The organism is Delftia sp. JD2 (assembly GCF_001682645.1).
Lineage (GTDB): Bacteria > Pseudomonadota > Gammaproteobacteria > Burkholderiales > Burkholderiaceae_C > Comamonas > Comamonas acidovorans.
The window spans coordinates 15,605-41,096 of sequence record NZ_LFJT01000045.1; the positions used below are offsets into that span (position 1 = coordinate 15,605).

Annotated in this window: 25 protein-coding genes; 11 read left to right on the forward strand and 14 right to left on the reverse strand. The window is 64.5% G+C overall.

Annotation, left to right across the window (positions count from 1 at the left end; genetic code table 11):
- The first annotated feature begins 95 nt into the window (after positions 1 to 95).
- Entirely contained in the window at positions 96 to 2,840 is a 2,745-nt protein-coding gene (gene glnE / locus ACM14_RS21365; protein ID WP_065347259.1) for a bifunctional [glutamate--ammonia ligase]-adenylyl-L-tyrosine phosphorylase/[glutamate--ammonia-ligase] adenylyltransferase, read from the forward strand.
- 368 nt (positions 2,841 to 3,208) lie between these two features.
- Here glnE and ACM14_RS21370 read toward each other — a convergent pair whose 3' ends face one another.
- Positions 3,209 to 3,829, reverse strand: a complete 621-nt coding sequence (locus ACM14_RS21370; protein ID WP_013804599.1) for a glutathione S-transferase family protein — start codon at positions 3,827 to 3,829, stop codon at positions 3,209 to 3,211.
- Positions 3,830 to 3,944: 115 nt separating this feature from the next.
- Here ACM14_RS21370 and purB point away from each other — a divergent pair, with 115 nt between their 5' ends.
- Positions 3,945 to 5,324: an adenylosuccinate lyase gene (gene purB, locus ACM14_RS21375; RefSeq protein WP_065347260.1), complete on the forward strand. Its 1,380-nt coding sequence runs from the start codon at positions 3,945 to 3,947 to the stop codon at positions 5,322 to 5,324.
- A 104-nt stretch (positions 5,325 to 5,428) separates the two neighbouring features.
- Positions 5,429 to 5,989: a YaeQ family protein gene (locus tag ACM14_RS21380; protein WP_012202786.1), complete on the forward strand. Its 561-nt coding sequence runs from the start codon at positions 5,429 to 5,431 to the stop codon at positions 5,987 to 5,989.
- Between the two features lie 35 nt (positions 5,990 to 6,024).
- On the opposite strand, the gene ACM14_RS21385 is transcribed toward ACM14_RS21380, so the two are convergent.
- From ACM14_RS21385 to ACM14_RS21395, 3 genes are all read right to left on the reverse strand, one after another.
- Entirely contained in the window at positions 6,025 to 6,738 is a 714-nt protein-coding gene (locus ACM14_RS21385; RefSeq protein WP_065347261.1) for a hypothetical protein, read from the reverse strand.
- A 141-nt stretch (positions 6,739 to 6,879) separates the two neighbouring features.
- Entirely contained in the window at positions 6,880 to 7,014 is a 135-nt protein-coding gene (locus ACM14_RS32650; protein WP_256974509.1) for a hypothetical protein, read from the reverse strand.
- Between the two features lie 131 nt (positions 7,015 to 7,145).
- Positions 7,146 to 7,577 (reverse strand): DUF3717 domain-containing protein, encoded by a 432-nt coding sequence (locus ACM14_RS21395; RefSeq protein ID WP_012202788.1) that lies wholly within the window; start codon positions 7,575 to 7,577, stop codon positions 7,146 to 7,148.
- A 511-nt stretch (positions 7,578 to 8,088) separates the two neighbouring features.
- Between ACM14_RS21395 and ACM14_RS21400 the strand changes: the two genes are divergently transcribed.
- From ACM14_RS21400 to ACM14_RS21410, 3 genes are all read left to right on the forward strand, one after another.
- Positions 8,089 to 8,829, forward strand: coding sequence for a TerC family protein (locus tag ACM14_RS21400; protein WP_012202789.1), 741 nt, complete (start codon positions 8,089 to 8,091; stop codon positions 8,827 to 8,829).
- Positions 8,830 to 8,964: 135 nt separating this feature from the next.
- Positions 8,965 to 9,423 (forward strand): hypothetical protein, encoded by a 459-nt coding sequence (locus ACM14_RS21405; RefSeq protein WP_065347262.1) that lies wholly within the window; start codon positions 8,965 to 8,967, stop codon positions 9,421 to 9,423.
- A gap of 152 nt (positions 9,424 to 9,575) precedes the next feature.
- Positions 9,576 to 9,923: a phage holin family protein gene (locus tag ACM14_RS21410; protein WP_012202791.1), complete on the forward strand. Its 348-nt coding sequence runs from the start codon at positions 9,576 to 9,578 to the stop codon at positions 9,921 to 9,923.
- Here ACM14_RS21410 and ACM14_RS21415 read toward each other — a convergent pair.
- Positions 9,897 to 11,522: a M48 family metalloprotease gene (locus ACM14_RS21415; RefSeq protein ID WP_065347263.1), complete on the reverse strand. Its 1,626-nt coding sequence runs from the start codon at positions 11,520 to 11,522 to the stop codon at positions 9,897 to 9,899. The two genes, ACM14_RS21410 and ACM14_RS21415, sit on opposite strands and share 27 nt — an antisense overlap.
- A gap of 152 nt (positions 11,523 to 11,674) precedes the next feature.
- Between ACM14_RS21415 and moaC the strand changes: the two genes are divergently transcribed.
- Positions 11,675 to 12,148: a cyclic pyranopterin monophosphate synthase MoaC gene (moaC, locus tag ACM14_RS21420; RefSeq protein ID WP_016454242.1), complete on the forward strand. Its 474-nt coding sequence runs from the start codon at positions 11,675 to 11,677 to the stop codon at positions 12,146 to 12,148.
- Between the two features lie 27 nt (positions 12,149 to 12,175).
- Here moaC and tfpZ read toward each other — a convergent pair whose 3' ends face one another.
- The 7 genes from tfpZ to sucC form a co-directional block, all read right to left on the reverse strand.
- Entirely contained in the window at positions 12,176 to 12,946 is a 771-nt protein-coding gene (gene tfpZ, locus ACM14_RS21425; RefSeq protein WP_065347264.1) for a TfpX/TfpZ family type IV pilin accessory protein, read from the reverse strand.
- Positions 12,947 to 13,021: 75 nt separating this feature from the next.
- Positions 13,022 to 13,627, reverse strand: a complete 606-nt coding sequence (locus ACM14_RS21430; protein ID WP_175403292.1) for a prepilin-type N-terminal cleavage/methylation domain-containing protein — start codon at positions 13,625 to 13,627, stop codon at positions 13,022 to 13,024.
- A gap of 224 nt (positions 13,628 to 13,851) precedes the next feature.
- On the reverse strand, positions 13,852 to 14,562 hold the full coding sequence (locus tag ACM14_RS21435; RefSeq protein WP_013804584.1) for an FHA domain-containing protein: 711 nt from the start codon (positions 14,560 to 14,562) through the stop codon (positions 13,852 to 13,854).
- A 244-nt stretch (positions 14,563 to 14,806) separates the two neighbouring features.
- Positions 14,807 to 15,589, reverse strand: a complete 783-nt coding sequence (locus ACM14_RS21440) for a PP2C family serine/threonine-protein phosphatase (protein ID WP_065347275.1) — start codon at positions 15,587 to 15,589, stop codon at positions 14,807 to 14,809.
- Between the two features lie 293 nt (positions 15,590 to 15,882).
- Positions 15,883 to 16,575: a TerC family protein gene (locus ACM14_RS21445; RefSeq protein WP_013804582.1), complete on the reverse strand. Its 693-nt coding sequence runs from the start codon at positions 16,573 to 16,575 to the stop codon at positions 15,883 to 15,885.
- A gap of 166 nt (positions 16,576 to 16,741) precedes the next feature.
- The gene (gene sucD, locus ACM14_RS21450; RefSeq protein WP_065347266.1) at positions 16,742 to 17,635 is read right to left on the reverse strand and encodes a succinate--CoA ligase subunit alpha; all 894 of its coding nucleotides are present in this window, start codon (positions 17,633 to 17,635) and stop codon (positions 16,742 to 16,744) included.
- 20 nt (positions 17,636 to 17,655) lie between these two features.
- Complete coding sequence (sucC, locus tag ACM14_RS21455) at positions 17,656 to 18,816, reverse strand: ADP-forming succinate--CoA ligase subunit beta (protein WP_012202801.1); 1,161 nt, start codon at positions 18,814 to 18,816, stop codon at positions 17,656 to 17,658.
- 436 nt (positions 18,817 to 19,252) lie between these two features.
- Between sucC and argC the strand changes: the two genes are divergently transcribed.
- Genes argC through yddG form a run of 3 tightly spaced genes read left to right on the forward strand, consistent with a single transcriptional unit; the run spans position 19,253 to position 23,011 of the window.
- Positions 19,253 to 20,185, forward strand: a complete 933-nt coding sequence (gene argC, locus ACM14_RS21460; protein ID WP_065347267.1) for an N-acetyl-gamma-glutamyl-phosphate reductase — start codon at positions 19,253 to 19,255, stop codon at positions 20,183 to 20,185.
- The gene (locus ACM14_RS21465; protein ID WP_065347268.1) at positions 20,182 to 22,068 is read left to right on the forward strand and encodes a hypothetical protein; all 1,887 of its coding nucleotides are present in this window, start codon (positions 20,182 to 20,184) and stop codon (positions 22,066 to 22,068) included. Before argC ends, ACM14_RS21465 begins: the two co-directional genes overlap by 4 nt.
- Before the next feature lie 22 nt (positions 22,069 to 22,090).
- Positions 22,091 to 23,011: an aromatic amino acid DMT transporter YddG gene (gene yddG, locus ACM14_RS21470; RefSeq protein ID WP_012202804.1), complete on the forward strand. Its 921-nt coding sequence runs from the start codon at positions 22,091 to 22,093 to the stop codon at positions 23,009 to 23,011.
- Here the strand turns inward: yddG and recX are convergent.
- A complete protein-coding gene (gene recX, locus ACM14_RS21475) occupies positions 23,008 to 23,484 on the reverse strand; it encodes a recombination regulator RecX (protein ID WP_065347269.1) in 477 nt (158 codons plus the stop codon). The genes yddG and recX overlap by 4 nt on opposite strands.
- 202 nt (positions 23,485 to 23,686) lie before the next feature.
- Positions 23,687 to 24,790 carry a recombinase RecA gene (gene recA, locus ACM14_RS21480; RefSeq protein ID WP_012202806.1) on the reverse strand — a complete coding sequence of 368 codons (1,104 nt, stop codon included), beginning with the start codon at positions 24,788 to 24,790 and terminating at the stop codon, positions 23,687 to 23,689.
- A gap of 147 nt (positions 24,791 to 24,937) precedes the next feature.
- Between recA and ACM14_RS21485 the strand changes: the two genes are divergently transcribed.
- Positions 24,938 to 25,438 carry a MarR family winged helix-turn-helix transcriptional regulator gene (locus tag ACM14_RS21485; protein WP_012202807.1) on the forward strand — a complete coding sequence of 167 codons (501 nt, stop codon included), beginning with the start codon at positions 24,938 to 24,940 and terminating at the stop codon, positions 25,436 to 25,438.
- Positions 25,439 to 25,492: the final 54 nt, after the last annotated feature.

Consider the following 25,492-nt stretch of genomic DNA (forward strand, 5'->3'; position numbering starts at 1 on the left):
CCCAGGGACCGGACGGTAACCAAGGGTTGCTGCGATCCCTCTGCGCGTGAGTGGCCGCTTCTTTCGCGTTCCGTATGCAATCCTCAGAGCACGCAATGGCAGACACGGCCTTGAATGTCCCCGCACAGGCCGCCTATTCCCGTTTCCACCAACGGCTGCATCGTCGCTATGGCGACGAGTTGAGCCTGTTGCCGCCGGGCCCGCCCGAGCGCGCCTCCATGGAGCAGGCCCTGGCGGCGCTGCTGGAGCGCGGGCTGGACCTGTCGGCCGCGCTGCGCGTGCTGCGCCAGCTGGTCATGGAGCGCACCATGGTGCTCGACTGCGAGCAGCAGGCGCCGCTGGCCGTGGTCACGCGGGCCGTGACCGAGCTGGCCGAGCTGGCGCTGGAGCGCGCCTGCATCCAGGTGCGTGCCGAACTCGATGCGCGCCATGGCGCACCGCAAGGCCCCGAGGGCCGGCCCGTGCAGCTGTGGATCATCGGCATGGGCAAGCTGGGCGCGCGCGAGCTCAATGTCTCCAGCGACATCGACCTGATCTACGTCTACGAGCAGGACGGCGACACGGCCGGCCTGCCTGACGGGCGCGGCGTTCTCTCCAACCATGAGTACTTCGCGCGCGTTGTCAAAGGCATCTATGGCCTGATCGGCGACACCACCGAGCACGGATTCGTGTTCCGCGTGGACCTGGCGCTGCGGCCCAACGGCAACTCGGGGCCGTCGGCTGTCTCGCTGGCCTCGCTGGAAGAGTATCTGCAGACCCATGGCCGCGAGTGGGAGCGCTTCGCCTGGCTCAAGAGCCGGGTGGTGGCGCCCATGGACAGCGTGCGCTCCACGCAGGTGCAGGCGCTGCGCGCCGTGGTCCTGCCTTTCGTCTTTCGCCGCTATCTGGATTACGCGGTCTTCGATGCGCTGCGTTCGCTGCACCGCCAGATCCGCGAGCATGCGGCGCGGCGCAGCGCGGGCCATCCCGGCCGCTCCAATGACGTCAAGCTCTCGCGCGGCGGTATCCGCGAGATCGAATTCACCGTGCAATTGCTGCAGGTGGTGCGTGGCGGCCAGTTCCCCGAGCTGCGCTGCCGCCCCACGCTGGAGGCGCTGGGGCGCCTGGCGCGCGCCGGCCTCATGAGCCAGGAAGTGGCCGACGCCCTGGGCGCGGCCTATACCTTTTTGCGCCGTGTCGAGCACCGCATCCAGTATCTGGACGACCAGCAGACCCATGTGCTGCCCACGCGCGATGACGACCTCGAATGGATTGCGCGCACCATGGGCTTTGCCGATACCTGCGCCTTCCTGCACCAGTTCGACGCCCACCGCGAAAAGGTGGCCGAGGAGTTCGACACCCTGCTCGGCGGCTCGGCCCCGCCGCAATGCAGCGCGGGCCGCTGCAACGGCGCCCGCAGCCCTGCCCAGGGAGGAACGCCGCGCGAGATCGATGGACTCATGGAGCAGTTGCCGCCCGCCCTGGCCGCCCACGTGGCCGACTGGCGCGGCAACGCCCGCATCGCCAACCTGCGCGACGAGGCGCGCAGCCGGCTGTTCCGCCTTGTGCAGCGCACGGCGCAATGGGTGGCCGAGCGCAGCGTGCCCGAAGACGCCGCAGTGCGCTTTCTGAACTGGCTGGAGCCGCTGCTGCGCCGCGAAAGCTATCTGGCCCTGCTGCTGGAGCGCCCTGCCGTGCACGAGCGGCTGCTGGACCTGCTGGGCGCGGCGCGCTGGCCCGCGCGCTATCTGCAGCAGCACCCGGGCGTGATCGACGAGCTGGCCAACGACGCCATGCTGGGCGAGCGCTTCTCCCCCATGGATTTCGAGCATGAGCTGGCCCTGCGCCTGGCCGCGCTGCAGACCACGGGCGAGGACGACGACGAAACCCTGCTGAACTTGCTGCGCCGCGCTCACCATGCCGAGGTCTTTCGCACGCTGGCGCGTGATATCGAGGGCCGCATCACGGTCGAGCAGGTGGCGGATGACCTCAGTGCGCTGGCCGACTGCGTGCTGCGCGTGACGGCCAGCTGGTGCTGGAGCCGGCTCAAGAACCGCCACCGCGAGTCGCCGCAGTTCGCCATCATTGGCTACGGCAAGCTCGGCGGCAAGGAGCTGGGCTACGGCAGCGACCTGGACATCGTCTTCGTCTTCGATGACGACGACGAGCACGCCTCCGAGATCTATGCCGCCTTTGTGCGCAAGCTCATCAACTGGCTGGCCGTCAAGACGGGTGAGGGCGACCTGTTCGAGATCGACACCGCGCTGCGCCCCAACGGCAACTCCGGCCTGCTGGTCACCAGTTTTGCCTCCTATGCCAACTACCAGCAGCAGCGCGGCAGCAACACGGCATGGACCTGGGAGCACCAGGCCATGACGCGGGCGCGCTTCGTGCTGGGCAGCGACGATCTGCAGGCCCGCTTCGACGCCGTGCGCGAGGCCGTGATCACCGCACCGCGCGACGCCGCGGCCCTGCGCGACGAGATCGTGGCCATGCGCGAACGCGTTCGCACTGCGCATCCGGTGCGCGGCGGCCTCTTCGACGTCAAGCACAGTCCCGGTGGCATGGTCGATGTGGAGTTCGCCGTCCAGTACCTGGTTCTCTCGCAATCGGCCCTGCATCCGGGTCTGATGGCCAATCTTGGCAACATCGCGCTGCTGCAGCGTGCGGAAGAGGCTGGCCTGCTGCCTGCAGGCGTGGGCCAGCAGGCTGCCCGGGCCTACCGTGAACTGCGCCGCCTGCAGCACGTGGCGCGGCTGGACGAGCGGACGGCCCAATTGGTACCCGGCCAGGCCGAACCGCTCAGTGCGCCGGTCAAGGCCCTGTGGGAAGCGGTTTTCACGGGGGCCGCTCTGGTGTGAGGATGCGGGGAGGGAAGGTGGTCGGCCCTGGCCGACGCCATCCCGTCAGCATCCATCGAACACGGCCTACAGCAGAATGACGCTCCTCGTCAAAATGTTACATTTTTCCCGCCCCCGACCCCTGGAACTTCTGCAAAAGTAGCTCATCTATTGGACAGGTTGACGAGAGAGGGTATCCAGACCGAATTTCACGTTGCGAAGCCTCTGGGGCCACAGTCCTGAACTGTTCCGCCCGAAGCGCTTCTCCTCCCTCCCTCTCTTTATTCGTTTCGGGATGCTTCGCAACTTTTTTATGCCAGCAAAAAGGCCACCCATCGGGTGGCCTTTTTTGTTGCCGTTGCAGTTGTCGTTGCGGGGGTGACCCGTTTTCAGGGCTGAGGCGGGCGTGTGGCCGCAAAGCTGGCGCGTTCCGCCAGCTTGGCCTGCAAGGTGGCCAGATTGGGGTGGTCGGCGCGCCAGTCCAGTTCGGGAAAGCGAAAGTCCAGCCAGCCCAGGGCACAGCCCACGCACACGTCGGCCAGGGTGAAGTGGATGCCGCAGCAATAGGGCTTGTCGCCCAGGCCCTGGGACATCACGTTCAGTGCGGCGCGCACCTTGGCCAGCTGGCGGTCTATCCAGGCCTGGCAACGCTGCTCCTCGCTGCGGCCATCCCAGGTGGCTTCGAGGCGGGCCAGAGCTCCGGCGTCCAGCACGCCATCGGCCAGGGCTTCCCAGGTCTTGATCTCGGCACGCTCGCGGCCTGTGCCGGGGATCAGCTTGCCTACCGGGGAAAGTGTGTCCAGATATTCGACGATCACGCGCGAGTCGAACATGGCATCGCTGCCGTCCATGACCAGGCGCGGCACCTTGCCCAGCGGGTTGCCGGTGCCCGGCGACAGCTCGCGGCTCCAGGGGTTTTCCTCGACGAACTGATAGTCGAGCCTTTTCTCGGCCAGTACGACGCGTACCTTGCGTACGTAGGCGCTGGTGGAGGAACCTATCAGTTTCATGGCTGTTTTCCGTGGCGAAGAGGCGGCCCATGGGCGGGCAGCCGATTCTATGCGCTGCCCGGCGATCTCCCCCTACAGCCCCCGTTTTTGCCGCACGCACCTACAATCACGGCCCATGAATCTGCCGCACATCTCCGCCCTGTCCCCGCTCGACGGCCGCTACGCCGCCAAACTGTCTCCTCTGCGCCCGATCATGAGCGAGATGGGATACATGCACCGCCGCGTGCAGGTGGAGGTGACCTGGTTCATCGCCCTGTCGGACGCCGGCTTTGCCGAGTTCAAGCCCCTGACCGAAGGCGCCCGCGTCTATCTGCAGGATCTGGTGAAGAACTTCTCCGAGGCCGATGCCGTAGCCATCAAGGACATCGAAAAGACCACCAACCACGACGTCAAGGCCGTGGAGTATTGGATCAAGGGCAAGTTCGACGGCCGTCCCGAACTGCTCAAGGCCGCCGAATTCGTGCATTTCGCCTGCACCAGCGAAGACATCAACAACACCAGCCATGCGCTGCAACTGCGCGCCGGTCGTGACAGCGTGCTGCTGCCGGCCTTGACGGGCATCACCGCCAAGCTGCGCGAGATGGCCCACGCCTACGCGGCCGTGCCCATGCTCAGCCGCACGCACGGCCAGACCGCCAGCCCCACCACCGTGGGCAAGGAAATCGCCAACGTGCTGGTGCGTCTGGAAAAGGCCGCTGCCCGCATCGCCGAGGTCAAGCTCCTGGCCAAGATGAATGGCGCCGTCGGCAACTACAACGCCCATCTGTCGGCCTGGCCCGAGTTCGACTGGGAAGCCTTCAGCAAGAAGGTGATCGAGTCGCCCGAGCCCCAGGGTCTGGGCCTGAGCTTCCAGCCCTACTCGATCCAGATCGAGCCGCATGACTACATGGCCGAGCTGTTCGACGCCATCGCACGCGCCAACACCATCCTCATCGACTTCTCGCGCGATGTCTGGGGCTATGTGTCCCTGGGCTACTTCAAGCAGCGCCTGAAGGCCGGCGAGATCGGCTCGTCCACCATGCCGCACAAGGTCAACCCCATCGACTTCGAGAATGCCGAAGGCAATCTGGGCCTGGCCAACGCACTGCTCAAGCACCTGGCCGAAAAGCTGCCCATCTCGCGCTGGCAGCGTGACCTGACCGACTCCACCGTGCTGCGCAACATCGGCGTGGCCATGGGCTATGCCACGCTGGCCTACAGCTCGCTGATGACGGGCCTGAACAAGCTCGAACTCAACGAAGAGCGCCTGCAGGAAGACCTGGACCACGCCTGGGAAGTCCTGGCCGAGCCCATCCAGACCGTCATGCGCCGCTACGGCGTGCAGGGCGCCTACGAAAAGCTCAAGGAAGTCACGCGCGGCAAGACCGTGCAGGCCGAAGACCTGCACCGCCTGATCAACGGCCTGGAAATCCCCCAGGCCGACAAGGATCGCCTGCTGGCCATGACGCCTGCCTCCTATGTGGGCAAGGCGGCCGAGCTGGCCCGCCGCGTCTAATCCATCCTTTGCCGCGCCATGAAGGGCGCGCTTCAACCATTCAGGGCTGCCGATGCAAGCACAGGCTTGCTGCGGCAGCTCTTGTTTTTGATAGGTTCTGTCTCATGGCCCTCAAATCCACCATCTTCAAGGCGAACCTGTCCATCGCCGACATCGACCACGGCTACTACGCCGACCATGCGCTGACCCTGGCGCGCCATCCCAGCGAGACGGACGAACGCATGATGGTGCGCCTGGTGGCCCTGGCCCTCAACGCACACCAGCTCAATGACATGTGCAAGGGCGACGGCACGCTGGCGTTTGGCGCAGGCCTGTCCGATCCCGAAGACCCCGATGTCTCGCTGACCGACTTCACAGGCGCCAAGCGCCTGTGGATCGAGGTCGGCCAGCCCGAGGAAAAGCCCATCGCCAAGGCCTGCAACAAATCCGATGCGGTGGTGCTCTACGCCTTCCACCATGCGGCCGAGGTCTGGTGGAAGGGCCTGGAGGGCAAGCTGGCGCGGCTGAACAAGCTGCAGGTCTGGCGCATTCCCTCTGAAACATCCCAATCCCTGGCGGAGCTGGCCGAGCGCAGCATGCAGCTTCAGGCCACCATCCAGGAAGGCGCGCTGACGCTCAGCAGCAACCTGGGCACGGTCTTCATCGAGCCGCTGCGCTGGAAGTAAACGGGCTCCCGCTCAAGGTCCCCGTCTCAACCCGGCTACTGCATCCGGACGGCCTGGGCGAAGGACTCCACGGTCCAGCCCGCGCCCAGCAGCATGCGGCGCGTGGACAGGCGGTCCATGACATCGTCCGGCACATTGCGGCCCAGATGGATGAGCGACTTGCTGTCCGCAATGCCCACATATCGGCCGTCATAGCTTCGCGCCAGATGGTTCCACAGTCCGTGGGCGCCCGGTGACTGGCGTGCGCCGCTGACCAGGCAGGTGCCTTTGTCCAGCACGCTGCGATACACAGCGCTGGCAATGCCGCGCCGCTGGTAATGCGGCGCAAAGCGCGAATGCGGCGAGCGCACGCGGCGGTCGGTGCGCTTGTCCACCTCGACCAGGCGATTGAACACCGTGTAGCCGGCCAGGCAGCGCCGCTCCATGTCCTCCACGTAGGCAAACCATTCGCCGTCGGCTTCACGCCAGTGCAGCTGGAACTGCGGGTCGTGCAACGGGCGGCGCTCCAGGCCATGGAGCTTGTTGCCGGGCTGGTACAGGCGCTCGTGAATGGCTTCGAGCTCGCCCTCCACCAGCGGCTGCATCACGTCGATGCGCAGTTCGGTGACGTGGCGTGGCGCGCAGCGGGGCAGGGCGCGATGCGCCACGGTATCGCTCAGATGGCGCAGCTGGCGCAGCTGGCCCAAGAGCGTGGAAAAAGAGGGGGCGGCAAAAGAATGCCCGGCTGGGGCAAGGGCTAGACAGGTCACGGCAGGGCTCGCTTCGTCGGTTGGCATTGAGGCCGGGCAGACGCGTGAAAATCCAACCGCCTTCAGGCTTCAGGATGAAGGCGGCGCAAGAAGAGCGGATTCAGTGAAGCGACGCTGCCCGGTTCCGCGCAGGGCAGCGCATCAAGACCGTGCGGCCTGTCGGGGGCCGATGTTCAGCCGTGCTGCGTCACGCTCGCGCAGGCGCGTGGCCGTGGCGGGCCAGGCCTTGCCGGCCGGCACGCGCGTCTCGCCCGCATCACGTGCCGTGAGGCGCAAGCAAAGGCGGAGGCAGAGGTGGCTGTGGCGGTAAGCGGCGGTCTGCAGCATGGCGGCCGATGTTAGGCCGTCTGCAACATCGCACTGGTCCGGTGCGGTATCCGGCAGATCAGCCGGCAATCAACCAGCAATCAGCCAGAGTCACGCGATGTGTCCGTGCGCTCGGCCGCACGCTCTGCATAGCGGGTGAAACGCCAGGAGTCGCCCTCTGCCGTGATCCTGCGCCAGACCATCCGCTTTTGTGCCGGTTCCATCGCGGTCCACAGCTGCACTTCGTCAAAGCTGCGGCCGCAGCCCTTGCATCTTTCGTCGCCCTGGCTGGTGGAGCAGATGGCAATGCATGGCGTATCGGGCGTGGTGTCGTACCAGGCCAGCCAGGCCGCCATGGCGTGCGAGGGAAAGCCCTCAACCTGTACTTCGCTCTCATGCCAGAAGATCATCAGCGCGTACACCTCGGCCAGGGCCCGTACTTCGGGCTGCAGCAGCACGCCGTCCGGGGACGGATGGCGCTCGCGCCAGTAGTTGATGGCGGCTTCGATGTCGGTGATGTGCAGTGCGGTCATGGACGGTCAGGGGCAAGGGACAGCGATGATAAGACGCCTGCCCGCGCACGGCCGGGCATGGCTGCAACACTCCGTTGGCTCAAGGGTTGCTATGGATAGTGAAGCGTTTGAGGTAGGCAGATAAATGGTCTGGGGGATGCGCGACTTGTGCTTCCCGTGGAAATGAAGGGTTTTTTCACTTGCGTGCCGTGGCGGCTTTGTGTTGCAATCCACAGGTTCGAAGGGGAGTAGCTCTCTGCCGGCGGGGGTGGTTTTTGCAAAGCCACGGTGCCGGCATCGGAATGGTCGTCAATACGAAGCGCAAGCTTCCGGCCTTCCGGGTTGCGGTGCATACCGCAGCCGAGCAAGACCTTTGATGGACCTGATGACGGTCGATCAATGTGTTCTCCCCTGAGCCAGGCATGTCCTTGCCCGGGTAGGCGCTGCGGCGTTGCATCGGTCTTTCTGTGCCGGTGGGTGTTTCTCCAGGAGGGAGGAGTTCTCGCCGGCCTTACTCAACAGCGAGGACCTTATGGACTTGGACTTTCTGACTCACGCCCCGTTCTGGGTGGCCCTGGGCCAAATCATCATCATCGACATCCTGCTGGGCGGCGACAACGCGGTCGTGATCGCGCTGGCCTGCCGCAAGCTGCCGCCCGAGCAACGCAAGAAGGGCATCATCTGGGGCACGGCGGGTGCCATCATCCTGCGCGTCATCCTGATCGCCTTCGCGATGACATTGCTGGCGCTGCCCTTCCTGAAGTTCGTCGGCGCACTGCTGCTGGTGTGGATCGGCATCAAGCTGATTGCTCCTGATGAAGACGGCCACGACAACATCCAGGGCAGCGACAAGCTGCTGGCCGCCATCAAGACCATCATCGTTGCCGACCTGGTGATGAGCGTGGACAACGTGATCGCCATCGCCGGCGCTGCCCAGAGCTCGGGCGAGCACCAGATGCTGCTGGTCGTGCTGGGCCTGTTGATCTCCATCCCCATCATCGTCTGGGGCTCGCAGCTCGTGATCAAGCTGATGGAGCGCTTCCCCATCATCATCGTGGCCGGCGGCATGCTGCTGGGCTGGATTGCCGGCGGCATGCTGGTCACCGACCCCGTCTTCGCCAATACGGAGAAGTGGGACTGGATGGTCAAGCTGCCCCAGACCGACATGCTCAAGTACGGTGCCAGCGTGTTCGGAGCCCTGCTGGTGCTGGCACTGGGCAAGTACATCGCTTCGCGCCGTCCTGCTCCCAAGGCCGGCGCCCACGGAGCCTGATCCGCTGAAAAGTTGAGGTGGGCGCCGGGTTGGCCCGATGGGCCGCCCGCGCCGATTCGCGACAATCCATGGCAAGGGCGGCCCCGGCCGCCTGCCTCTCCCACTCCCGCAAACCCAGTTCGACAAGGACTTGCTTTGAACCCCATCATCGTCTACGTGGATGACGCTTCCTACGCTCTGCCTCTGGTACAGGCCCTGGCCGCCTCGCCGCAGGCCCAGTCCTCGCACTGGCTGCTGGTGGCCTGCGCGCCGCGCATTACCCACCGGGTCAGCAAATGGGTGAGCCACAGCGCGCGCGAAAGCTGGCGCGGCAAGTGGGCGGACAAGCTGTTCGCCCAATTGCTGCCGGTGTTCGGTGACAGCGCTGGCAGGATCACGCCAGTGCTGGCCAAGGGCCCGCTGGCCGAACTGGTGGCCCAGCTCCAGCAGGAGCACGGCACTGCCCAGATCGTCGATGCACGCCGCCCCAAGCAGGAAGCCACGGCTCCCGCCGTGGCGCCTGCCGCCCCGCTGGGCCGGCGCTGGAATCTTCCGGGAACGCTGGCGGCCATCGGCGCGCTGATGGGCCTGGTGTTCGAGGAAGCGATGATCTAGCGGCTGTCGCCTGCCTGACCGCTCTGGTCAGGCGATCACTTTCAGGACGGCATCCCGGAAAAAGGGATGCCGTTTTTCATGGGGTTCTCCGGTCCACGGTTTCCAGTGCGCCGCCTCAACCTGGATCTGCCGGCTGCTGCTATGCTGCCCGCATGAAAATCCTGATCAAATGGCTGCTCAGCGCCGGTGCCCTGCTGGTCGTGGCCTATCTCTACGGTGGCGTGCAGGTCAACAGCTTCAGTTCGGCCATGATCGCGGCGCTGGTCATCGGCCTGCTCAATGCGGTGCTGCGCCCCATCCTCGTGGTGCTGACGCTGCCAGTGACCATCGTGACGGTCGGGCTGTTTCTCTTCGTGGTCAACGGACTGATGTTCTGGGCAGCCTCGGGCCTGCTCAGCGGATTTCACGTCGCGGGCTTCTGGGCGGCCATGCTGGGCGCGCTCATCTACTCGCTGCTGGGCCTGGCCATCGAATCACTTCTCGCGCGCCTGTTCCCTTAGCAGCTCCTCCACGGCACGCAGCCGCGTGTCCACGATGGAGGCTTCAATGAAATCCACCTTGGGCCCGCCCTTGCGGGCCAGGTCCTGCGCGGCCTTGAAACGGTCGACTGCCGCCGCGTAGTCGTAGTGCGCGACCTGGGCCTCGGCCTCGGCGCGCAGCGCGCGCAACTCCTGGCCCTGGGCGCGCTGCACCTGGGCCAGCAACTGCCAGGCGCTGGCATCACGCGGGTGGTCCGTCACCCAGGTCTGCAGCGGGCCCGCCATGCTGGCGGCGCCTTGCTCGCGCAGCAGGATCTGTGTGCGCATCAGCAATTCCGGCCTGCGCACGGCGCGGTTTTCGACCACATTGACGGTGGCCAGGCTGGGGCCGCTCTCCGTTGTCTTGGCGGGGATGGATTCCGTGGGATTGGCTTGGGCAGGCGCAGCTGCCGGCAGGTAGAGCGGTGGCAACGCCTGCAACGCGGCACCGGGCTTGCCGGCCGTCAGCTCCAGTTCGGCCTGCAGCAGCCTGGCCTGCCGCTGGGCACTGGCATCTGCGGCGGTTGCCACTTGAAGGCGCCCGGACATTTCCCGCGCCTCGGCCCAATCGCGCAATTGCACGGCGCTCAGCGTGGCGGCATATAGCTGCGCCACCTGCTGGGTTTGGGTTTGGCTGCCAAAGCTGGTGGAGCGCGGCTGCTCGGCCCACTGGCGCAGCACATCCACGCCGGGGCGCGACAGCACGCGGGCCCGTGCGGCCATCATCACGTGTTCCAGGGATGGTGCTGGCGCAGGCGCAACGCCACGCGGCAGGCGCGAATGCATGTCGGCCATGCGTTCCGTGGTCAGCGGATGGCTGCGCAGATAGGGCCAGCTGCCGTTGTCATTCAGGCGGTTGGCCTGCTGCAGCTTGTCGAACATGGTCACAAAGCCCTGCGGCGCGAAACCTGCCGGCGCCATCAGCCCGTAGCCCATGCGGTCGGCCTCGCGCTCCATGTCGCGCGAAAAATTCAACTGGTTCTGCACGGCCAGCGCCTGGCCGCCCATCATCATGGCCATGGCGGCATCGGGGCTGCGGCTGGCGGCCAGGGCGCCCAGAATCATCGAGCCGATCATCAGCGGCGTCTGCTTGCCCTGCTGGGCAATGAGTCGCGCAATATGGCGCTGCGTGACGTGGCTCAGCTCGTGTGCCAGCACCGATGCGAGCTCGTCGCGTGTGCTCACCACGCCGATCAGGCCCAGGTGAACCCCCAGATAGCCGCCGGGCAGCGCAAAGGCGTTGACCGATCGGTCCCGCCCCAGCAGGATCTCCCAGGCAAAGCGCTCTTCCAGCTCATCCGACAGCTCGCCGCGCGTGCGTGCCGCATCGACCAAGTGCTGCCAGATGCCTTCCACATATTCCTGCAGTACCGCATCGTCGATGTAGTCCGGATCGCGGTACAGCGAGCGGATGATGCGGTCACCCAGGCGCCGCTCGTCACTGGTCGTCGTGGCCGCGCCATCGCCCAGCGTGGGCAGGCGCAATTGGGCCTGTGCCGGTGTATGCGTTGCGATGGTGAGAGAGGCCGCCAGCAACTGCAGGCCGACGGCGATACATGTCTTCAGGCGTGATGGGCGCATGGGCAGGTAAGAACCAAGGGGCCGGGCCCGTGCATAGGCACGGGGCGGTGAAACACCCCACTATGATGCCTCGGTTCGCCGAACGTTCACGGCAGGACTGACCAGCGTGTCAGGACTGCCGTAGACCGGCCCGTGCATTTTTTGGAGTTGCCATGTCTTCCCTCACCCATTTCGACGCCCAGGGCCAGGCCCACATGGTCGACGTCGGCGCCAAGCCGGCAACCCACCGCATCGCGGTCGCCGAAGGCCGCATCGTCATGCAGCCTGCCACCCTGGCCATCATCCAGAGCGGTACCGCCAAGAAGGGCGACGTGCTGGGTATTGCACGCATTGCTGGCATCATGGCGGCCAAGAAGACCAGTGACTTGATTCCGCTGTGCCATCCGCTGGCGTTGACGCGGGTGGCTGTGGAGTTTGACCTATTGCCAGATGTGTCCGCTGTCCGTTGTCTTGCAACCGTGGAAACGGTGGGGCCTACCGGGGTCGAGATGGAGGCCCTCACCGCAGTGCAGGTTGCCCTGCTTACGGTCTATGACATGTGCAAGGCAGTGGACAAGTTGATGGTGATGGAGGGAATGAGGGTGGTGGAGAAGCGGGGGGGGAAGTCGGGGAGTTTTGTGGCGTAACTAATCGGCCTTTTATTTCAGGCGTTTTCAGAATCCGTCGATAGGGGCAAAGGCTTTTACTTCGGCGGTTTGATTGTCTATCAAGGCCACCCAGCCAGTGCTGAGGAAGCTGGTGACAGGCAGCCATGCGAGTGCAGTTTCAGAAATCCCGCTATCGCGCACGGCTTTGTCGATCAATGTCTGTTGACTGGGGCGCTTGCTGCGCAGCGTCTCCAGCTTCTGAGCCCTTTTCAGCGCGTCTGGTCTGTTTTTTTCGTAAGGCTGCCACCAGTCCGGGCGCATTGACGGATCAAGGCCGCCTAGAGACATGTTCAGACTGTCGATGTACTCCTCGCTGTCACGGGGCGCTCGTGTGCCGATAATGAGTGGGCCTGTCCAAGGCAGAGCATGCAGGCCGCCTTGCTCCGGGTGCAAGGTTTTGTTGTCTACGTCAGCAACGGTGACCACCCGGAAACGGTCGACCTCAAATACGAGGTACACGGGGCGGGCTTGGCTGAGGGTATGCAGCCCATATGTCAGCGCGGCCAACTGGATAAGCGAAACCAATCCTAGGTCCAGCATCAATTCACGCCTGGATTTTTGAGGATTGAAAATTATTACAGTTAATAGGGGGCCACAAATCACATCCACGCCAATGATTAACCAGAGCAGATCTCGGCCACCGGCCAATTCTTTATAGGGGTAGGGAAACCACAGCCACAACACTAGGCCAGTCACAACAGTGGCGACCGCCATGCTGGCTAAAAAATGCAATGAAGCCGCACGAAAAGCGGCTGGCCTCCTGAGAAATAGAGTCATTTTCTAATTGTGTGGCATATAAATAAAAAGGAGCGCATAGCGCTCCTTTTTTAGGCTTAATATCGAGACTCGATATTAACGGCACTCTGCCGGGGCATACTTTGCCAGAACAGCAGTTTTGATAGGCGCGAAGGTCACACCCATGAGACGATCCTTGTTGTTGGCAGTAGCGGCTGTCTCGCTCACGCAAGCCCAATCAATGGAACCAGTTTCACCATCTTTCCATGCATCAGCCAAGGCAACAGCGGCGTCGCCAGTCTTCTTGGTGCGCATACGGGGGAAAAGTTGAATCACGTTCTTGGTGCCCAGGCTACCAACAGTCGTTGCGTTGTAAGTGATCAGAAGGTGATCTGTTGCTGCACCTGTTGCTGCGCTGCCCTTCAGCGCGGTAGCGCCGTCAGCACTGAACCAGACTGAGTTAACAAACTTGGAGTTTGCGCCAGACTCGCCAGCTTGCTTGTTCCAAGTATCGACAACCGTGGCATAGTCAGCCAAGCTGGTGGCGCCATCAGTCGCAAGCATCTGGCGAGCCGGTTGGGCGAGATTGAAACCTTCAGTGATACGCGAACGCACCGTGTAATCCTGATAAGCCGGCAGCGCAACGGCTGCCAAGATGCCGATGATCGCCACAACGATCATCAGTTCGATCAAGGTAAAACCTTGCTGGATGGAACGCTTCATGAACTTCTCCTCATAGGGGGTTGATTGCATGCTCTATTGAGCAAGAGCCGTGCCAGTCGCGCCTTGAGGTCAAGGTTCGCGCATGCGTATTGTTTGGTTGCAAATTACACGGTTGATCGACATTCTCTGACAAATCGATCCAATTTTGCGTGACATTTTTGTCAAGGATGGTGCGCTTGCCAACGAAGCAACAGCGAACCTTGTCAGTGGACCAAGAGGGTCCTTTATGCCACCAGGAACTGCATCTGCGTACCTGCCAGTTCCACCGTGTCGCCATGTTGCAGCGGCATGGCACGGCGGCCGATTTCCTGGCCGTTGAGCTTGAGGCTGGGGGAGTCGCCTTCCAGCTGGGCCAGCACGAAGCCGTGGTGCTTCTGGGTGATGGAGGCGACGGCCACGCCGGGCTTGCCCAGGGTGGTGACGACTTTGACCAACGGGACTTCGCGGCCAGCGGCGTTGCCGTTGAGCATGCGGATGGCAGCCTGGCGCGTGGCCAAGCCAGCCATCGAAGGCGGCAGTGTGTGGTCGAAGCCTGAGGGCGTCTGGGTGCTGAACTGCGATGGCAGGTCTTCCGCCAAGGGGGCTGGGCGGGTTGCCTCCACTGCTGCGGCAATGGCCGCCAGTGCCGAGCGCGAGGAGGCGCTGACCTGCTGCTGCACGAAACGGATCTTGTACTTGCCGATGTCCAGCAGGTCGCCGTGGTTCAGTGTCTGGCGCAGTATGGGCTGGCCGTTGACATAGGTGCCGTTGGTGCTGCGCAGATCTTCGATGATGACGGTGCCGTCGACGATGCTGAGAACGGCGTGCTCGCCGCTGACGGCAAGGTTGTCGATCACGATGTCGTTGTAGGGGCGGCGTCCCAGCGTGGTGCGCTCCTTGGCCAGCTGCACTTCCTTGATGACGGCGCCGTCGATGGAGATGACCAGGGTCGGCATGCTCAAAGTTCCTTTGTTATGCCCGGCTTGCACCATCCACTGGGCGATCCGGAGCTGGGGTGTATCTAAATATTATGTCTGCGGCCTGCGCGCGCAGAGGTCTGCCATCGTATTTGATACAGACTATGGATTGTCTTTTCCTGATTGTTGGATTTGCAATCATTTTTAACAATTGGAACCTGCAAGGGCGGTGCAGGCAAGCGCGTCCATCGGTTGGGATCTGCCGTCGATCGCTGTGTGGGGCTCAATCGAGGGAAGTGCTGGCTGTAGGGGGCGGGCTGGCCTGTATCTCGATCAGCGCTGCGCTGATGTTGTCGTTTCCGCCGGCTTCATTGGCGGCGGCGAGCAGCGAGGTCAGCAAGACGGGCAGGGGGCTGGATTGGGTGAACAGGGCGGCGATGGCCTGGTCATCGAGCATGTCGGTGAGGCCGTCGGAGCACAGCAGGATGCGGTCGCCGGGTTGCAGCGGCCATTCATTGAAATCGGGCGTGACGTCCGGCGTGACGCCCAGGGCCTGGGTGAGCAGGTGGCCCAGGCCGGATTGCCGGGCTTCGTGGTCCTGGATGCGGCCTGCGTCGATTTCTTCCTGTAGCCAGGTGTGGTCCCGGGTCAGGCGCAGCAGTTGACCCTCGCGCCAGCCGTAGGCCCGCGAGTCGCCAAGGTGGGCGAGCATCAGCAGACCTGGCAGCAGGGCTGCGGCAATGATGGTGGTGCCCATGCCGCGGCAGCCCGGTGTTTCCCGGGCAGCCGTAAGAATGGCGGCGTTGGCCAGGTTCAAGGCATTGGCCAGTGACTGCTGCAATTGCTGGCGGGCTTGTGGAGTGTTGGCTGCAGGCGCCTCGGTGGCTACGCTTTGCAGAGCCACGGAGACCAGGCTGATGGCCATGGCGCTGGCGACTTCGCCGGCGTTGTAGCCGCCCATGCCATCGGCCAGCACCGCAATGGGCCAGGGCTGGGCGCTGGGGTGGATGGTGACCGCATCCTCGTTGTTGTCACGGCGCCGGCCCACATCGGTGCGCGCAACCATGGCGCAGTGTTGCGCAGGGACTGCCTGTCGGCAGGGCTGGTCCGGGGTCTTGGGTGCGCTGGGCATGGTGGCGAAGGGCGGGCGCGGCAGTGTTGCCATCAGTCCCTGTGCAGATGCAATGGTGAAGCCGGTGCACAGCGTAATTGAAAACAGTGCCCCCAAGTGCCAAGAATGGGCCGGCGCAGCGGCTCGTCAGCTTGACGCCACATCAAGAACGGACCCTCACAAAGCAAAAACGCACTGCCTAGGCAGTGCGTTGTGGAGGCGGCGAGGGGCCGCCGCCTGCGGCAGGATCAGGCCTGCGCCGCGTGCTTGGCGCCGGAACGCGACTGCAGGAGCTTGCCAATGCCGACGACCAGCACGGCACCGGCGGCAGCCGCCACGTAGTGCAGCCAGGGATGGCTGATGGCGTAGTCGTGCAGCAGGCGGTCGTTGACGATGGTTTCTCCACCGACCCAGCCGATCAGGGCAGCGCCCAGCGTGATGATGACGGGGAAGCGCTCCATGAGCTTGATCATCAGCGTGGAGCCGAAGATCACCAGCGGGATGCTGATGGCCAGGCCCAGGATCAGCAGGACCATGTTGCCCTGCGCCGTGGCGGCCACGGCGATCACGTTGTCCAGGCTCATCACCAGGTCGGCGATCAGGATGGTGCGGATGGCGACCATCATGCTGCCGTGTCCTTTGGATTCGCCTTCATCATCTTCTTCGCCGGTCAGCAGTTGCAGGCCGATCCACAGCAGCAGGCAGCCGCCCACGATCTGCAGGAACGACAGCTCCAGCAGCTTGGCCGCGACCACGGTCAGGATGATCCGCAGCACCACGGCGGCGCCGGAGCCGAACATGACGGCCTTCTTTTGCTGTGCAGGGGGCAGCGAGCGTGCTGCGAGGGCGATGACGACTGCGTTGTCGCCAGACAGAATGATGTTGATCCAGACGATCTTCAACAGGCCGATCCAGAAATCGGCGCTTTGCAGGTATTCCATGGTTTCTCCACTGTTATGAGTTGAAAAGCGCCAGGGCGGTGGCCTCTGGCGCTTTTTCTTTTTTGGAGTCGTCAGTGTAGGGCGGACTTGCCGCCTTACCGATTCGTAATTCTGCGTAATTTTTTCCTGGGGCGAACCCCAGGATGTCACGCAGAACCGGTGCCGCTTAGATCAGGCCCTTGAGCAGGCGACCCATTTCGGAAGGATTGCGGGTGATGATGAAACCGCACTCTTCCATGATGGCCAGCTTGGCGTCGGCCGTGTCGGCGCCGCCGGAGATCAGCGCGCCGGCGTGGCCCATGCGCTTGCCGGGAGGGGCGGTGACACCAGCGATGAAGCCGACGATCGGCTTCTTCATGTTGTCCTTGCACCAGCGGGCAGCTTCGGCTTCGTCGGGACCGCCGATTTCGCCGATCATGATGACGGCGTCGGTGTCGGGATCGTCGTTGAAGGCCTTCATCACGTCGATGTGCTTGAGACCGTTGATCGGGTCACCGCCGATGCCCACGGCCGACGACTGGCCAATGCCCAGTTCGGTCAGCTGTGCCACGGCTTCATAGGTCAGCGTGCCGGAGCGGCTGACCACGCCAATGCGGCCCTTCTTGTGGATGTGGCCGGGCATGATGCCGATCTTGATCTCGTCGGGCGTGATCAGGCCGGGGCAGTTGGGGCCCAGCAGCAGGGTGCGCTTGCCGCCTGCGGCTTCCTTGGCGCGCATCTTGTTGCGCACTTCCAGCATGTCACGGACGGGGATGCCTTCGGTGATGCAGATGGCCAGGTCCAGGTCGGCTTCCACGGCTTCCCAGATCGCGGCGGCAGCGCCTGCAGGGGGAACGTAGATCACGGAGACCGTGGCGCCCGTGCCTTGCGCGGCTTCCTTGACGGAGGCGTAGATTGGCACGTCGAAGATCTTTTCGCCGGCCTTCTTGGGGTTCACACCGGCCACGAAGCAGTTCTTGCCGTTCGCGTATTCAATGCACTTTTCAGTGTGGAACTGGCCCGTCTTGCCCGTGATGCCTTGGGTGATGACCTTGGTGTCTTTGTTGATGTAGATCGACATGGTGTTTTCTCCGGGCCTGCTTACTTGACGGCTTCGACGATCTTGGTGGCCGCTTCGGCCATCGTGTCGGCGCTGATGATGGGCAGGCCGGACTCGGCCAGCATCTTCTTGCCCAGTTCTTCGTTCGTGCCCTTCATGCGCACGACCAGGGGCACTTGCAGGTTCACGGCCTTGCAGGCAGTGATCACGCCGGTGGCGATGGTGTCGCACTTCATGATGCCGCCGAAGATGTTGACCAGAATGCCTTCGACCTTGGGGTTCTTGAGCATGATCTTGAAGGCTTCGGTGACCTTCTCGGGGGTGGCGCCGCCGCCCACGTCCAGGAAGTTGGCCGGCTCGCCGCCGAACAGCTTGATGGTGTCCATGGTGGCCATGGCCAGACCTGCACCGTTGACCAGGCAGCCGATGTTGCCGTCCAGCGAGATGTAGGCCAGATCGAACTTGGAGGCTTCGACTTCAGCGGGATCTTCTTCGTCCAGGTCGCGCAGGGCCACGATTTCGGGCAGGCGGAACAGGGCGTTGGCGTCGAAGTTGAACTTCGCGTCCAGGGCAACCACGTTGCCCTTGCTGTCACGGTTCAGCGGGTTGATCTCGACCAGCGAGGCATCCGTGTCCATGTAGCACTTGTAGAGCTTCTGGCAGATGTCGATGAACTGGGCGGTGGAGTCGGCAGGCATGCCGATGCCCTTGGCCAGTTCTTCGCCCTGGGCCTGGGTCAGGCCGACCAGGGGGTCAACGAAGATGGTGATGATCTTCTCGGGAGTGGAGTGGGCCACTTCCTCGATGTCCATGCCGCCTTCGCTGGAAGCGATGAAGGCCACCTTCTGCGTGCCGCGATCGGTCACGCACGACAGGTAGTATTCCTTCTGGATGTCGGCGCCGTCTTCGATGTACAGGCGGCGGACCTTCTGGCCTTCGGGGCCGGTCTGGTGCGTGACCAGCTGCATACCCAGGATCTGGCCAGCCAGTGCCTTGACGTCGTCAATGCTCTTGGCAACCTTCACGCCGCCGCCCTTGCCGCGACCACCAGCGTGGATCTGGGCCTTCACGACCCACACGGGGCCGCCGAGCTTCTGGGCGGCCTCGACGGCCTCTTGCACTGTGAACGCAGGGATACCGCGAGGTACAGGCACACCAAACTGACGCAAGATGTCCTTGCCTTGGTATTCATGAATCTTCATGATGTCTCTCTCAAACAAATAGGGGGGGATTGACCCGGTAGCCCTGGGGTGCTGCCTCAAGGCGGAGTGACCTGGCAATCGCCGAATGTACCATGCTGCACTGCGCCATCCGACACGCCCCCATGCGCAGAATCCACAATTTCCTGCGGGCCAAGCAGCATGTCAGGAACTGTGCAATGCATTGATATGTCAGGGAAAAGACGGTTTCCCGACATTTCTTTCAGGCGCCACAGCTCTTTTGTCTTATAGAGGATCTGCAGACGGCGCTGCCCGCTGTTTGTAACAGGCGCATGTCAGCGCGCCCTTGATCGCCACTGCCAACCGTTTTGCGACAACGGGCGCAGGGGGACCCGGTTTCGGTGAGAATCCGCAGCTGGAACGCGGCAATGGTGCCGCAGCGGCTCCAGGAGGGCCGCGCAGCAGGAGAAATACAGCGATGGCAAAAGTCTTTATCGATGGCGAAGCAGGCACGACTGGGCTGCAGATCCGTGAGCGTCTGGTCGATCTGTCCGGCGTGGAGCTGGTCAGCATTGCCCCCGAGCTGCGAAAGGATCCTGCCGCCAAGCGTGCGCTGATCGCCGGCGTGGACTTGGTCATCCTTTGCCTGCATGACGATGCCGCGCGCGAGACCGTGGCCATGGTCGATTCCATCGAGGCCGAGACCGGCCGCACCATCAAGATCATCGATGCATCCACGGCCCACCGTGTGGCGCCCGACTGGGTGTATGGCTTTCCAGAGCTGCGTGCCGGCCAGCTTGAGGCGGTCAAGACTGCCAAGCGCGTGTCCAACCCCGGCTGCTATGCGACGGGAGCCATCGCGCTGCTGCACCCGCTGGTTGCCGCGGGCCTCATCCCTGCCGACCACGGCCTGAGCCTGCCCTCGGTGTCCGGCTATTCGGGCGGCGGCCGCAGCATGATCGAAGCCTATGAGGCTGGCACGGCCGCGCCTTACGAGGCCTACGCGCTGGGCCTGACGCACAAGCACATTCCCGAGATCCTGCAATACACCGGCCTGACGCGCCGCCCGGTGTTCATTCCCGCCGTGGGCAATTTCCGCCAGGGCATGCTGGTGCAGTTGCCGCTGCATCTGGACCTGCTGCCGGGCGCGCCCAAGGCGGCCGACCTGCACGATGCGCTGGCCTCCCACTACGCGGCCACCAACACGCCGGAGCAATGGGTGTCGGTGTTGCCGCCGACCGAGGACATGAAGCTGGCCGCCGACACGCTGACGGACACCAACAAGCTGGAGCTGCGCGTGTTCGCCAATGAGCAGTACCGCCAGGCCGTGCTGATCGCCCGTTTGGACAACCTGGGCAAGGGCGCCAGCGGCGCCGCCGTGCAGAACCTGCAGATCATGCTGCGCCTGTGAGCCCGGCCACGCCACCGTCCGCGTCCCTGCCGGGCCGGCGCAGTCCGGTCTGGGGCCATGTCTTGGCCCTGGCCGTGCTGTGCCTGCTGGTCGTTGTGTTTGCCTGGAAGCTGCGGCCTGCATTGCCGTCTTCATCGCGCCTGCTGCTGAGTCCGCTGCTGGGCAATATGGAGGCCTGTCTGGTGCAGGACGGGCTGCGCGAGGATTTTCCCAAGGAATTTCAGCAGATACCCGCCAGTTGCCTGGGGCCGCAGGGCTCGGCTGCAGAAATGGTGAAAGCCACGCTGCAGCGCCTGGGCCGGCCCCAGGGCGAACTGGACCTGGGCTATACGCTCAGCGTGCCGCTGCTGCGCTATGTGCAGTGGAATGGCCAGGCCTGGGAAGTCCGGGGCGAGGCGCTGGACCGCGTGGTGCGCACGGTGGCGCAGGCGCACCGGCCCGTGGTGCTGTATCTGTTCGCCACGCATTTCGAGGTGCACTCCAAGGCCGAGGAGCGCCTGGCCGCCGATCCCGCCAATCTTGCGTGGACACCCAAGGGGCCGCTGCCGCTGGACAGCTATCTGGGCGCGCGCATCTTCCCGTGGTCGGTCGCGCGGCAAGACAACGAAGTCACGCGCGTGCGCAAACTGGTCGTCGATGCCCTGGCCGAGCGCATGTGCGCCGCAGGCGATGCCGCCATGCACCAGCTGCGCGCCCTCACCGTGCTGGGCGAGACGCACCAACTGTTCCCGGGATTCGAGGCCGGCATGGGGTTCGCGGCCGAAGGCTATGCGGTCACCGACTACAGCCCGGCCTCCGTGGCGGGCTTCCATGCATTCCTGCGCCAGCGCTATGGCGACATCGCACGGCTCAATGCCCACCTGAAGTCCGGCTTTGACAGCTTCGAAGCGGTCGAGCCGCCGTCGCGCAACATCCGCAGCGAGCCGCTGCAGAACTTCTTCCAGCACATCGACAGCTATGCAGCCGGCACCGTGCCCGTGTCCGGCTGGGTCCACTCGCCCGATGCGAAGCTGCAAAAGCAGCTGGCCGTGGCCGTCTTCGTGGACGGGCATCCTTACTCGCACGCCCCCGTGCACATGCACCGCCAGGACGTGGCACAGGCCAAGCCCGGGTTCCTCACGCCCGATGTGGGCTGGCGTGCCGACATCCGCTATCCGGCGCTGGGTGAGGGCCTGCACCGCATCGACGTGGTGCTGCAGGCCGGTGGACGCAGCCTGGGCCTGCTGGCCACGCGCCAGATCGCCGTGATGGACCGCAACCAGGGTGAGCCCAGGCCCCATGCCGCCGAGGCCTTGCCCGACTTCGGCAAGCTGCCGGACGGCGTGGAATTCTGGGTGGACAGCCCGCAGGACCGGCTGGCGCTGTTCTACAACCCGCTGGTCACGGACTGGAACGATTTCCGCGAGCAGCAGGTGGCCGACTACATCCAGGGCTTTTCCGAGCACATCGGCCACGGCTGCCTGGGCCGGGTTCCTCGCTTTGCCCACCAGCTCAACCCCCATGCGAATCCGAGCTGGGACGCCAACCGCTACGCCGTGGAGCGCAGCCTGCAGCGCATGCCGGGGCTGTCCCTGGGTGTCAGCCTGTACGGCGAAGATACCTACGGCCCGCTGGTCGGCCAGATGCTGCGCCGCTATGGCCACACGGCCTATGGCGTGACGGAGTTCCATCCGCTGGTGGCCCTGTCGCCACAGCGGCTGGAGAAAGTGCTGACCATGCACCGCCGCCAGGGCGCGCGCTTCCTGTCCTTCTTCATGGAAGCCCGGCCCGAGGATGCGACGGGCACGCAGTCCAGCAACGAGTTCTCGTTCGATGCGGACAACACCGCGCATGGCTCGGATGCGCTGTACCACTCGCTGCGCCAGCTGCTGCAGCCGCACTGATCTGCCGCGCGCAGCCATCGCCGTGTCTTCCCTGCAGAACAACTCCCCCGTGGCCGCCGGCCGGGCCACTGCCATCGGACTGCTGGCCGTGGTGTGCTGGAGCTGCACCGTGGGCCTGATGCGCTCGGTGGCCGAGCCGCTGGGCGCCGTGGGCGGCGCCGCCATGCTCTACACGGTCAGCGCCCTGTGCGTGGCCGCCGTGCGCGGCTTGCCCAGGCCCTCGCAGTGGCGGGCCATGCATCCGGCCTACTTCTGGGGCTGCGGCCTGCTGTTTGCGGTCTACGAGATCTGCCTGTCGCTGGCGATTGGCCTGGCGCAGGACCGCGCCCAGGCGCTGGAGCTGGGGCTGATCAATTACCTGTGGCCCAGCCTGACCATCGTTTTGGCCGTGCTGCTGCGCCAGCAGCATGCGCGCTGGTGGCTGTGGCCCGGCGTGCTGCTGTGCCTGTGGGGGCTGACGCGCGTACTGGGCGGCGACTCGCTGCAACTGCGGGGCATGGCGGACCACATGCTGTCCAACCCGCTGGCGTATGGACTGGCTTTTGGCGCGGCCCTGCTGTGGCCCTGCTATTCGCTGGCTGCGCGGCGCTGGGGCGGTGGCCACAATGCCGTGGGCCTTTTCCTGATATGGACCGCGCTGGCGTTGTGGATCAAATGGCTGTGGCTGGGCGGTGAAGGCGGCATGCAGTGGTCGGGCACCGTGGTGCTTCAATTGCTGGCCGTGGGCGGGCTCACCGCCCTGGGCTACAGCTGCTGGGAGCACGGCATACAGCACGGGCACTTGGCCGTGATGGCTGCCGCCTCGTACTTCACGCCCGTGTTCTCTGCATTGCTGGCCAGTGCCTGGCTGCAGGTGCAGCCGGGCTGGGGCTTCTGGCAGGGCGTGGTGCTGGTGACCGTGGGGTCGCTGGTGTGCTGGGGTGCGACCCGGCGCGCAGACTAGCCTTCGTCCTCTGCTCCTGCGTCCCAGTCTTCGCTGCGCCCCCGCAGCACCTTGCTCGCAATTTCTCCACCAAAACCGCGCGCAGCCAGGAAACGCATCTGCTTGAGTCGTTCCTGCGGTGTGGCCGGTGGTGCGCCGAAGCGCTGGCGCCATACGGAAAGGGCGCGCTGCAGTTCGGTGGCTCGCAGTTGCTCTGCGGCGGCGCGCACCAGGCCGTCGTCCAGTCCCTTGTTGCGCAACTCCTGCACCACGCGTGCCGTGCCAAAGCGCGCGGCCTTGCGGTGCAGCACGGACTCGGCCACGCGCTGGGCACTGATGAAGCCGCGCTGCTCCAGCGCGTCGAGCATGGCGCCCAGGTCTTCGCCTTCCTCCACATGGGGGGCGAGCTTGCGTTCCAGCTCCAGCCGTGAATGTTCGCGCTGGCCCAGCAGCTTGAGCGCCCGGCCCTTGAGCGACAGCTTGGCGAATCCCATGCGGCAATGTCTCCTGAATCGTCCCAAATAAAAAAGGCCCCCACGCTCCCCTTGCTGCGCAAGGTCCGCTGCCCCCCAAGGGGGCCGCTTTTTTGCCTTGGGGCGTCCCGGCGATAAAAAAGGCGCAGACGTGAGCCTACGCCAAGATGGCAAACACAGTGTGTGCAGGCGCGGCAGCGCCTGCAGTGAGGGGTCAGGCCGCTCAGGCTTCGATCACGCCGTCCTTGTCGGCCTTGGCCTTGCCCGCCTTGGCGGCCTTGGCTTCGGGGGCATCGCCACCGGCCGTGGGCAGCAGGGCGATGCCCAGGCTGTCGCGCACCTTGTTCTCGATCTCCACGGCCAGGCCGCTGTTCTCGCGCAGGAATTCGCGGGCGTTGTCGCGGCCCTGGCCGATCTTCTCGCCGTTGTAGGCATACCAGGCGCCCGACTTGTCGAGGATCTTGGCGTTGACGCCCATGTCCAGGATTTCACCTTCGCGCGAGATGCCCTCGCCGAAGAGGATGTCGAACTCGGCGGTCTTGAACGGAGGCGAGACCTTGTTCTTGACGACCTTGACCTTGGTCTCGTTGCCGATGGCCTCGTCGCCCTTCTTGATGGTGCCGGTGCGGCGGATGTCCAGGCGGACCGAGGCGTAGAACTTCAGCGCATTGCCGCCCGTGGTGGTTTCGGGGCTGCCGAACATCACGCCGATCTTCATGCGGATCTGGTTGATGAAGATGACCATGCAGTTGGTCTTCTTGATGGTGGCTGTCAGCTTGCGCAGCGCCTGGCTCATCAGGCGGGCCTGCAGGCCGGGCAACTGGTCGCCCATCTCGCCTTCGATTTCGGCCCGGGGTGTGAGGGCGGCCACCGAGTCCACGACGATCATGTCCACGGCACCCGAGCGCACCAGGCTGTCCACGATTTCCAGGGCCTGCTCGCCGGTATCGGGCTGGCTGATCAGCACTTCGTTGAGGTTCACGCCCAGCTTCTGGGCGTAGCTGGTGTCCAGTGCGTGCTCGGCGTCGATGAAGGCGCAGGTGCCGCCCTGCTTTTGCATTTCGGCGATGACCTGCAGCGTCAGCGTGGTCTTGCCCGAGGATTCAGGGCCGTAGATCTCGATCACGCGGCCACGGGGCAGGCCGCCAACGCCCAGGGCGATGTCCAGGCCCAGCGAGCCGGTGGAGACGACCTGGATGTCCTGGATGGCTTCGCCTTCACCCAGGCGCATGATCGTGCCCTTGCCGAACTGCTTTTCGATCTGGGCGAGTGCGGCCTGCAGGGCCTTGGCTTTTTCACTGTTGGCGGTGGTGACGGCGGTGTTCATGCGGACTCCTGGGTTGGCTGGGGTTTCAGCTCTGTATTTGCATTCAGGCTGGATGCTTGAACAGTAGTTTATGGGCTTGTTGGTTTGTTTTGTGGGTGTTTTTAGTCAGTTTTCCTGACTTGTTGGATTTGCCTCCACAATGCATCCATGAGTGAGTTTTCCCCCGTCACGCCGCCCGCCGACGCCTGGCGCCAGACCCACCTGGGCCGCCTGCTCGGCCATGCCATGCGGCGGTTCGACGCGCGTGTGCTGCAGCTCATGGCGCGCGATGTGGAGGTGCCGCTGGCGCTGTCCAATCTTGCGGCGCGCGACAAGGTGGGTGCGGCCCACATCCACATCACGCGGCATCTGTCACTGGCTGGCGACAGGCTCACCGACCTGGCCGAGCGCGCTGGCATGACCAAGCAGTCCATGGGCGACCTGGTGGCCCAGTGCGAGGCCTGGGGCCTGGTCACGCGCGAAAGCGACGAGCGCGATGCGCGCGCACGCCGAATCCGCTTCACGCCTGCGGGCCTGGCATGGCTGCAGGCCTTCCATGACGCCGTTTCCCAGGCCGAGGCCGAGTTCCGCGAGGAAGTCGGCGACGACATCGCCACCGTGGTGGCGCTGGGGCTGGAGGCCTATGCGGGCGGCGGCTCACTCGGGTAAGGTCCCTGCCCGTGGGGCGGGGCGCATCCTAGAATCCTAGGAATCAAAGACGCG